The organism is Candidatus Infernicultor aquiphilus (genome assembly GCF_002784285.1).
In the GTDB taxonomy this organism is placed as follows: Bacteria; Atribacterota; Phoenicimicrobiia; order Phoenicimicrobiales; family Phoenicimicrobiaceae; genus Infernicultor; species Infernicultor aquiphilus.
Genome location: NZ_PFKO01000320.1, coordinates 1 through 10,491 on the forward strand (window position 1 = coordinate 1; position 10,491 = coordinate 10,491).

General features: G+C 35.1%; 10 protein-coding genes. 1 reads left to right on the top strand and 9 read right to left on the bottom strand.

Annotated elements, in window-relative coordinates; translation table 11 throughout:
- Nucleotides 1–225: 225 nt before the first annotated feature.
- A complete protein-coding gene (locus COZ07_RS08905) occupies nt 226–483 on the top strand; it encodes a hypothetical protein (RefSeq protein ID WP_406608212.1) in 258 nt (85 codons plus the stop codon).
- Nucleotides 484–501: 18 nt separating this feature from the next.
- Here COZ07_RS08905 and COZ07_RS08910 read toward each other — a convergent pair whose 3' ends face one another.
- The 9 genes from COZ07_RS08910 to COZ07_RS08950 all read right to left on the bottom strand — a co-directional run bounded on the left by COZ07_RS08910 (nt 502) and on the right by COZ07_RS08950 (nt 10,061).
- The gene (locus tag COZ07_RS08910; RefSeq protein WP_406608213.1) at nt 502–1,119 is read right to left on the bottom strand and encodes a cyclodeaminase/cyclohydrolase family protein; all 618 of its coding nucleotides are present in this window, start codon (nt 1,117–1,119) and stop codon (nt 502–504) included.
- Between the two features lie 11 nt (nt 1,120–1,130).
- Entirely contained in the window at nt 1,131–2,393 is a 1,263-nt protein-coding gene (gene hutI / locus COZ07_RS08915; protein WP_406608214.1) for an imidazolonepropionase, read from the bottom strand.
- A 4-nt stretch (nt 2,394–2,397) separates the two neighbouring features.
- The gene (ftcD, locus tag COZ07_RS08920; protein ID WP_406608215.1) at nt 2,398–3,303 is read right to left on the bottom strand and encodes a glutamate formimidoyltransferase; all 906 of its coding nucleotides are present in this window, start codon (nt 3,301–3,303) and stop codon (nt 2,398–2,400) included.
- Between the two features lie 37 nt (nt 3,304–3,340).
- Complete coding sequence (locus COZ07_RS08925; protein WP_406608221.1) at nt 3,341–5,377, bottom strand: urocanate hydratase; 2,037 nt, start codon at nt 5,375–5,377, stop codon at nt 3,341–3,343.
- Nucleotides 5,378–5,435: 58 nt separating this feature from the next.
- Nucleotides 5,436–6,140, bottom strand: a complete 705-nt coding sequence (locus COZ07_RS08930; RefSeq protein ID WP_406608216.1) for an ABC transporter ATP-binding protein — start codon at nt 6,138–6,140, stop codon at nt 5,436–5,438.
- On the bottom strand, nt 6,133–6,888 hold the full coding sequence (locus tag COZ07_RS08935; protein ID WP_406608217.1) for an ABC transporter ATP-binding protein: 756 nt from the start codon (nt 6,886–6,888) through the stop codon (nt 6,133–6,135). The genes COZ07_RS08930 and COZ07_RS08935 overlap by 8 nt, the downstream gene beginning before the upstream one ends.
- A complete protein-coding gene (locus COZ07_RS08940; RefSeq protein ID WP_406608218.1) occupies nt 6,875–7,789 on the bottom strand; it encodes a branched-chain amino acid ABC transporter permease in 915 nt (304 codons plus the stop codon). Before COZ07_RS08940 ends, COZ07_RS08935 begins: the two co-directional genes overlap by 14 nt.
- A gap of 18 nt (nt 7,790–7,807) precedes the next feature.
- The gene (locus COZ07_RS08945) at nt 7,808–8,677 is read right to left on the bottom strand and encodes a branched-chain amino acid ABC transporter permease (protein ID WP_406608219.1); all 870 of its coding nucleotides are present in this window, start codon (nt 8,675–8,677) and stop codon (nt 7,808–7,810) included.
- 214 nt (nt 8,678–8,891) lie between these two features.
- Entirely contained in the window at nt 8,892–10,061 is a 1,170-nt protein-coding gene (locus COZ07_RS08950; protein WP_406608220.1) for an ABC transporter substrate-binding protein, read from the bottom strand.
- Between the last annotated feature and the right edge of the window lie 430 nt (nt 10,062–10,491).

A 10,491-nucleotide genomic window follows, 5' to 3' on the forward strand; every position in this document is an offset into this window, starting at 1 on the left:
CATTTCTACAAATTTTTTAAAAATCCTCTTTTTTTATTAAAAATAGATAAAAAATAATTATGACCAAAATGCGAGATACGATTCGCGAGATACTAGATACCAGTCGAACTGAGGCAGCAAATTTGTTATTCAGAAAACACCTAAGAATAGTTCCGGTGGTGAGATAATGAATGGGTTTCAGAAATCTCCTGTTCTTTTATTAATAATATCTCCTATACCATCTCCATGGTAGCGGTAATTCATAATATCGGGATGGTGACTTCTTTTAACCTCAACCCAGTCTGGTGGGCTTTATCTTTAGGCACTTGCCTGGGAGGGAATGCAACCTTTATAGCAGCCGCTGCAAATTTAGTAGGAGTAAATATATTAAAAAGACAGTACATAGTAATAACCTTTAAAGACTTTTTAAGAGTCGGATTCCCTATTATGTTAATATCTCTTATTCTTTCCTCTGTCTATCTCTTTTTAAGCTATTTGTGGTAATAATTAAAATTTTTTTTATTATAAACCCACTTTAGAAAGTATTTTCTTTTCCTCTTCGATTGCTTTTAACTCAAGCTCGTGTACTTGTTTTGAAATTCGGCTTACAAAATATTCGTCTTTTATCGACTGTAAGTTTATCTTTACATTATATAATGCCCCGAGAACAGCAGTCCTGGCCATCATTGTGGCTACTGCTCCATCGCTAATAGCGTTCTTATTACCTTTTTCTACAACCTTGGAAGTAAATTCCATTAATTTTACCGCATCTTTAGCTACTTCAAGGGGGACTAAAGCGGCATTTTTAAATTCTTTCTGAATTATTTGCTTTCTATTTTCAATCTCTTCCGGTGTATTCTTAGGCAATTTAAAAGCTCCCATAACTTTGTCGAAGGCTTCAGCATCTTTATCAATATCCTTTAAAAATTTCTCCCGATAATTAGATGATTCCTGAGATATCCTTTTCATTTCTTCCTCTACTTCCTCAAATCCTTTTCTACCTATAGTCAGATTTGCCACCATTTCAGTTAGAGCAGAAGCAAGACTTGCACTTAAGGCAGCAACACTCCCTCCCCCAGGAACCGGAGCACGAGAAGCTAACTCCTCTAAAAAAACGCGGACATTTTTATCTATCAACATATCTTTTCACCTTACCTTTCTTTGTCAAAGATAATTTTCCCATTTTTAATTACTTTTTCTACACAACTTACCCCTAAGTGATAGGGAATATATTTATAGGAAGGAAATTCAAGAATCGACATATCCCCTTTCTTTCCAACATCAATACTTCCTATGGTCTCCGCCCTATTTAAAGCTGCAGCTCCGTTAATAGTTAAGGCAGATATTGCTTCTTCTACACTCATATTCATATAAATTGTTGCTAAAGCAAAAATTAAAGGAATCGATTCAGTAAAACAACTCCCCGGATTCATATCGGTTGCTAAGGCTACAGCACAATGGTTATCTATCATATATCTTGCTTTAGCGTAAGGTTCTTTCAAACTAAATGCCGTTCCCGGTAGTAAGGTAGCAACCACGCCAGCCCTTGCCATTTCCTTTATTCCTCTCTCGGATGCCTGCAACAAGTGATCAGCAGAGACAGCCCCTAATTCAGCTGCTAATTCTGCTCCTCCTAATTGCACTATCTCATCGGCATGAATTTTTAATCCCAGGCCCATTTCTTTTGCTTTCAATAATAATCTTTTAGATTGTTCTATGGAAAATACATTTTTTTCACAAAAAATATCGCAAAATTCCGCTAATCTTTTCTCTGCTACTACAGGAAGTATTTCTGTAATAATATAATCAAGAAATTTATCTTCTTTCCCCTTGTATTCTTCCGGAACTGCATGAGCTCCTAAAAAAGTTTTGACTATATCTATAGGATGAGTTTTATCTAATTCATCCATTACCTCTAATTGTTTTATTTCGGTTTCATAATTAAGACCATATCCGCTCTTACCCTCAACAGTAGTAATTCCAAAAGAAAGCATGGAATTTAATCTCTTAATTCCTTCATTATATAACTCTTTCTGAGAAGCAGCTCTGGTAGCCTTTACCGTATTAATAATCCCTCCCCCTCTTTGCATTATGTCCATATAGCTTATTCCGCTCAATCTCCAGCAAAATTCTTCAGCTCGATATCCTCCAAATACAAAGTGAGTATGGGAATCCACAAATCCTGGTAAAACTGACTTACCAGAAGCATCAATCACTTGATAATTGTTTGTATCTTCGAAAAATCTTAATACTTTATCGGTCTTATCTACCGCTTTAATTATTCCCTTTTCAATAATCACTGCTCCGTCGGAAATTATTTTTAAATCAGACATCTCTTTGCCTGTTTTAGCTTCAAAACCACTGCAAGTTACTACTTCCGAAGCATTTTTAATTAATATATTCCCCTTATTCATCAGCTTAATCCATCATCCTTGCTTCTAAAATCTTTTCCGTAGAAAATTTTTCTAAACCCAAATAATACACGGCCGTATCCACTAAGGCCTCCATAGGTGCAAAGCCGACTATTTCACTCCCGATTATATTGACCCCATACCTTTTGGCTTCAATTTTTACCAGTTCAAAGGCTCGGTAAAGAGGAGTTTTAGTATAATCAGTCATATTTATAGAAATTTGAACAATCCCTCTCTCTTTCAATACAACACCTATTGCCTTACAATATCTTAATCCACCATTTATATGTCTGATACTGCGGGCAATATTATTGGCTATTTCCAAATTATTGGTATTTAAATTTATATTGTAAGCTATTAACGGAACCCTTGCGCCTACAGCGGTAACCCCGGCAGTAGGATGAATCTCTGCAGGTCCGTAATCCGGTTTCCACTCCGGCTGTTTTATTTTCTCGGCCATTCCTTCAAATTCACCCTTTCGAATTATAGAAAGATTTTCTCTGTTAGGAGAAGCAGCCGACTTTTCGTATAAAAATATAGGTAATTTATATTTTTCTGCGGCTATCTTAGCTATCTCTTTAGAAAGAGAAACCGCCTCCTCAATACTAAAATTCTTTATAGGTATAAAGGGCACGACATCAATAGCTCCCATTCGAGGATGTTGACCTTTATGTTTTCTCATGTCTATAACTTCTATAGCCACACCCATAACTTCTATAACCGCTTCTTTTAAGGGATCAGGCTCTCCTATAACTGTCACTACAAGCCGGTTATGATCTGCATCTCTTTCGTATCCTAATAGTTTCACGCCTTTCTTATTCTTAAAAGGATTTACTATTTTTTCTATCTTGGTTAAGTCTCTGCCTTCACTAAAATTAGGAACGCATTCAACTATTTGTTTCTTAGTTTTCATTTAACTTACCTTTCCTTTTTAGATATATCTCCACAATTTAATCTGCATTTTTTAAGTCTCTTCGTGACATAACTTTTTTTATTAAATCTTCATTAACTAAATAGGGAATGGTGATGTGATCACCTACTTTATTTTCTTTATTGTGTTTTATGACAGTCTCCACAGCATGTTTATTTCGAGCCCAGGAGCGTCTGGCAACACCCCCTAAAACATCCCAGGAAATAGCTTTCTTAATTATTACATCCACTCTTTTACCGCCATCAAGAACCAAACCAAAACCACCGTTTATGGCCTTCCCAATTCCAACTCCACCACCATTATGTAAAGTAACCATGGTCATTCCCCTGGCTACATTTCCGGCAAAGCATTGAGTGGCCATATCTGCCGTTACATTACTGCCATCTCTTATATTAGCTGTTTCCCTAAAGGGTGAATCTGTACCTCCTGAGTCATGATGATCTCTGCCTAACATTATTGGGCCAACTTCTCCTTTTCTAACCATCTCATTAAATTTAAGAGCAATCTTTATCCTTCCCTCTGCATCTTGATATAAAATTCTCGCTTGTGTTCCCACTACTAATTTATTTTTATCAGCATTTTTTATCCAAATATAATTATCTCTATCTTGAAATCTTCGATTAGGATCTATGCACTCCATCGCCGCTTTATCGGTCTTTAACAAATCTTCGTGTTTACCACTTAAACAGACCCATCTAAATGGGCCATACCCATAATCGAATAACATTGGGCCCATTATATCTTCTACATAAGAGGAAAAAATAAAACCATTATTAGGGTTCTCTCCATTCTTACAAATTTCTTTTACTCCTGCATCATACACTGCCTTCATAAAACTATTTCCATAATCAAAGAAATATGTACCTCTATCCACCAGGATTTTAATTAATTCAAAATGATGAGCTAAGGACTGATTAACTAATTTTATAAATTTCGCTTTATCTGTTTTGAGAAGTTCTGTTCTTTCTCCAAAACTCAATCCTTGAGGACAATATCCTCCTTCGTAAGGGGCATGACAGGAAGTTTGGTCTGATAATAAATTAATTTTTATATTTTTTACCACGGCATATTCGAGTAAATCAACTATATTCCCATAAAATCCTATGGAAATATTCTCTCTCTTATTCATATATTCTTTCGCCAGTTTAAAGGCTTCCTCCGGGTCTTTTACCACTTTCTTAATCCAACCCTGGTCAAACCTAGTCTGAATTCTCGAATAATCGACTTCGGCAATTATTCCTACCCCATTGGCAATCTCTATTGCTTTACCTTGTGCTCCGCTCATTCCTCCCAGCCCTGAACTCACCAATAAATATCCGCTAAGATCATCTTCATCGGTTATATTAAGCTTTAATCTCCCAGCATTTAATAAGGTATTGTAAGTTCCATGCACTATTCCCTGTGGACCGATATACATCCATCCGCCAGCGGTCATCTGTCCGTAATTAGTTACGCCCAGAGATATGGCTTTGTGCCAGTCCTCCTGATTATCATATTCACCAACTAATAAACCATTAGTTAAAATTGCTCGGGGAGCATCTGGTGAAGATTCAAATAACCCAAGAGGGTGTCCTGATGATACAACCAGAGTTTGATTTTCAGTCAACGCTTCCAAATATTTTTTAATAAGCCGATATTGCATCCAATTTTGACAGACCTGCCCCGTTTCTCCATAAGTAGTTAACTCATAAGGATACAAGGCAACTTCAAAATCCAGGTTATTATCTATCATAACCTGTATAGCTTTTCCGGCAAGACAATTTCCGTTATATTCACTGACTGGTTTCCCGTAAATTCTCCCTTTCGGTCTAAAACGATATCCATAAATTCTTCCTCTTTCTAAAAGCTCATCTAAGAATTCAGGAGCCAATTTTTCATGCCATTCTTCCGGAATATATCGCAAGGCATTTTTTAAGGTTAATTTAATTTCTTCTTGATTTAAAATAAGTTCTCTTTTCGATGCCCTTCTTATTCCTCTTACAAATTTCGGCATTTCGGGTAGTTCATCGTCTAATTTAATAGTCATAGCCTTTGAAATATCCATATTTTTTAACATAGATATCACCTCTTTTAAAATCATCATAATTATGGTAATCAAAAATAAATAAAAAAGCCTATCCTCCCAAATAAGCTTTTTTTATTTCATCTTTTTGGTTAAGAATATCAGCTCTATCTTCTAAAACTATACGACCGGTTTCTAATACATATCCTCTATCCGCAGTGGCGAGGGCTTTCTTGGCATTCTGCTCTACTAAAAGTATGGTTACCCCTTCTTCGTGCATCTTTTTAATGGAAGCAAATGCTGTATTTACTAAAATGGGCATAAGTCCCATACTTATCTCATCAATTAGAAGGAGTTTAGGATTTAACATCATAGCTCGGCCAATAGCTAACATCTGCTGTTCCCCTCCACTCATACTTCTGGCTAATTGTTTTTCTCTCTCCTTAAGTCTGGGGAAAAGAAAAAAAACTTTTTCTAAATTTTGGTTTAAAATTTGTTTGTTCTTTATAGTATATGCTCCAACTTTTAGATTTTCAACTACGCTAAGATCGGGAAAAACTCTTCTTCCCTCGGGAATATAACCGATACCCATCTCTGCTCGAACCCAGGGTGGTTTATTAGTTAAATCATCCCCTTCAAAATGTATCTTTCCCTTTTTAACTCTGATTAACCCCATAATAGCTTTCATTATGGTAGTTTTTCCTGCTCCGTTTGCCCCAATTATGGTTACAAATTCTCCTTCCTTAACAGAGATAGATACATCACTGACTGCCAGAGATTCCTGGTAATATACATGAATTCCCTCTAATTTAAGCATCTTCCTCTTCCTTCCCTAAGTATGCTTCGATTACTTTTTCATTTCCCTGAATTTCTTTAGGTTTTCCTTCGGCAATCTTTTCTCCATAATCTAAAACTATCATCCGGTCACATAAAGCCATAGCAGTAGGCATATTATGCTCCACCATCATTATGGTAAGTCCTTCTATGGTTAATTTTTTAAACAATTGTATAAAATCCTTTATAGCATCATGACTTAAGCCTGCACATGGTTCATCTAACATAATAATTTTAGGATTTATCCCTAAAGCTCTGGCAATTTCTAATCTTTTAATATATCCTAAACTTAAAGCTCCTGCTTTCTCTTTTTCATATCCTCCTAACTCAACCGTTTCAAGAAGTCTCTTAGCTTTACTAACAGTTTCAATCACCCGACTATTCCTAAAAGACCCCCATATACTTTTATACCTATTAATTCCAATTGCCGATATTACATTATCCAAAACGGTCATATCTGCAAAGGGTTTTACTATTTGGAAAGTTCTGGCAATGCCGAGTCTGGCTATCTGAAAAGAAGTTAATCCTTGAATCTCTTTCCCCTGGAATATTATTTTACCTTCATCAGGTTTATAGACTCCGCATATAGTATTAAAAAAGGTAGTTTTCCCTGCTCCGTTAGGCCCAATTACTCCGAGGATCTCCCCTTCCTCTATCCCTATGCTCACTCCATTAACCGCTTTTACTCCTCCAAAGAACTTTTTTAAATTTTCTATTTTAAGAATTATCATTTTTTATACCACTTTCTGTTTCTTTATTAGAATAGGTCTTTTTAAATAACTTATTTATATTAGTCCATAAAAGGCTTCTTTCTCCCAAAAGACCTTCCGGTTGAAATCTCATGGTAAATATCAATAATGCACCATAAATTAACATCCTATAATTCATTGCAAATCTGAATACTTCCGGAGCAAGACCGAGAACTATCGCCCCCATTATAGGACCCCTGATAGTACCTGAACCTCCCACCATGGCCATAGATAAGATAGTGATAGAAGTTGCAAAAGCAAAATCTACTGAAGAAATAAAAGTCATATAATGAGCATAAATACATCCGGCTATTCCGGCAATAGCTGTACCTAAAATAAAAGCTACTACCTTAAACTTTTTAATATCTATTCCTATAGATCCAGCTGCTCCCTCATTATTCCTTATCCCTCCCATGGCCAAACCAAACCAGGATTTTTCTAATTTACGTAAAAAAAGAACGGTTAAAGTAATTAAAAAAATTGTTAAAAATAAATAACCTACATAAGTTATTTTCATCCCAAAAATAAAAGCTGGAGAAACAGATAAACCAAAAGATGCTCCAAAAAAGGGAACATATTGGAAGATAGCCACCACCACAAAATTAGTTCCTATGGTAGTAATAGCTAAAAAATCATCCCTAACTCTTAAACTGGCAAGCCCTAAAAGCGCCCCAATAAAACCTGCTATTAGACCAGACAAAGGAAGAGATAACAAAAAAGGCACCCCATATTTTCCGGTAAGTATGGCTGAAGCATATGCACCAATACCAAAGAAAGCAGCATGACCTAAAGTAGGCTGACCTATATAACCGGTGATAATATTTACACTTAGTGCTAATATGGTAAAGATGCCTATATTAATAGCTACAACCACTTCATACATATTTATTTAACCTAATTTTTAAATATTTTTTCTTACAAATAAACCTTGCGGCTTAATTAATAAAATTATAATTACGGCGATAAAGGCTATAGAATCTCTGGGAAGGAAAAAACCGATATAACCCCCTACTAAAGTTTCAATTAATCCTATTAACATAGCGGCGACTACCGCTCCCACAGGGTTCCCCAATCCTCCCAAAACAATGATAGCTAACATTTTATAAGCCGGAACATCACCCATGGTAGGTGATATGAAATTATACATTATTCCTATCATAATCCCTGCGGCAGCTGCAAAACTATACCCCAAAAAAAAGTTAAAAGCTACAACTACATTTACATTTATTCCCATGGCTTTAGCTATTTCTAAATCCTGAGCTGTAGCTCTCCAGGCTAATCCAATTTTAGTCTTAGTTATTAAATACCATAATGTAAGTAAAAGAATAGCAGTAGTTAAAAGAACTAATATCCATACACTCATGATAGTAAGATTTTCTGTTTTAATTCCGGAAAAAGGCAATTTTAAATCTGCTGGGAAATCTTTTATCTGAGGACCCGCCCATAATCTTATAAAATCACCCAAAAATATAAATAAACCTATACTGGTAATAAGAGATATTAGCGGAGATTTACCTAATAAAGGAAGATATAAAAACTTCTGTACGAAAATTCCCCAAATACCCATAGCTATCATTCCTATTAGAAAAGAAAGTAACAAATTATCAGTTGCCACATAAGAAAAAAGGCCAACATATGCACCTAAAGCATATGCTCCGGCATTGGCAATATCTAAAATCCTAAGAATGCTATATACCAGTGTGGCGCCCATTGCAGTTAAGGAATATACACTACCAACTACTATGCCATTAATTATTTGTTGAAGTAACATCAGGTTCCTTTTCCTTTCTTTGGTTATAGACATCTTGGGGAGATAAAAATAAAAAAATAAATCTGGGAATAATATTACATAAATTGGAATTATCCGTAAAATTATATTATCTTTTAATAATAATGAACCTTACGGATAATTCCCTAATTTTTAGTAATTTAATTAATCTTGCTGGCTTTAATAAATTATTAATTTTACAATCTTTTAATTTTTTTTATAAGGTCGGAGGAGCAACAATTTCTAGATCAGTAATTTCTGAAAAGTAATGGAATTCTCCGTTCACGACTTTTTGAACCTGTACGGTTTTGGTTACTTCTCCTAATTCATTATAACCCTTGATAATCCCGGTCACTGCTGGAAAATTTTTAACCTTGTAAATTCCATTTTTAATTTCTTCTGGAGAAGTACCATAGTTTTTCATCACGTATCCTAAAACCGTAAAGGCGTCAAATACTGATGCTCCAACCATATCAGGAGCATAACCATATTCCGCAGTAAATGCTTTTATAAAGTTCTGTACTTCAGGTCTTTCGCTATCTCTATTAAGATTAGTGGTAATAATTAATCCATCTGCTTTTTTACCGGCTACTTTTAAGAACTGCATGGTGGAGTCCACACCTTCAGTACCCAACTTTTGGCACTTTAAACCAATTGCATCTGCCTGAAGAATAATCTGTGCACCTTCTCCCGCATAGGCAACCATAAATAGTATATCGGGATTTTCTTGTTTTATTTTAGTAAGCACAGGAGTAAATTCCTTTTCTCCCAGAGAAAAGGAATCCACTGATAAAATTTTAACACCCTTCTTTTCTGCATATTCAATAAATGATTTAGATAACTCGTTTCCAAAGTCATTATTTACATAAATCACAGAAATAGTTTTACCACCTAAAAGTTTTGTTGCTACCTCAGCTGCTGCTCTTCCTTGAACAGCTCCCACAAAAGACTGACGGAAAATATAATCTCCAGTTCTAGTTATATCGGGATGAACTCCGTATGCGGAAATCATAGGAATCTTCGCGTTTTGATAAGTCTCAGCAGATGCTCTGGTGGTATGGCTATAAGAGCCACTAACTACCGCAACTACTCCGTCTTTAGTAGTAAGCTTCTGAGCAATGATTACTGCTTGAGGTGGCGAGAAAGCATCATCGTAATAAACTAACTCAACCTGGGTTCCGTTTATTCCCCCTCCTTCATTTAATAATTTTATCGCTAATTGTGCTGCCTGCAGACAACTTTCTCCATCGGCAGCAGCTGGACCAGTTATGGGAGCAAAAAATCCTAATTTAATAGGTTTTTCAGCACCATACACTACTAAAAAACTCGATACCAACAAAAAAACCGTCACAAGTCCCATCAAACCAATCTTCTTGAAATTTAACATAAGCTACCTCCTTAAAATTTTAATATTTTAAAAAATCGTCAAGTAAAACATTCATCATAAACACTTATAAATCACCTAATTTTAATCAAGTTCTCTTTTTGGTGCCCTTCTCATTCCTTCTACGAATTCAGGCGTTTCAGATAGTTTATCATCAAACTTAATAGTAATTGTTTTTGAAATATTTAAATTTAATAACCTTTAAATTATATTCTCATTTACTGTAATATTTTTTAGCATTATGTACTATATTAAATTTATTACGTCAAAAAAACGTCCATTTTTAACTTTACCTTGAAAAAATTCTAATAACCTAATTGAATTAAGTTAATTTCGAATAGTGTTAACAATTAATTTAAAATACACTGGTGATGTGTGTTAAATTTTATAGAATATTAACAACTATCATTAATGTTTAAATAAAAACGCGGGT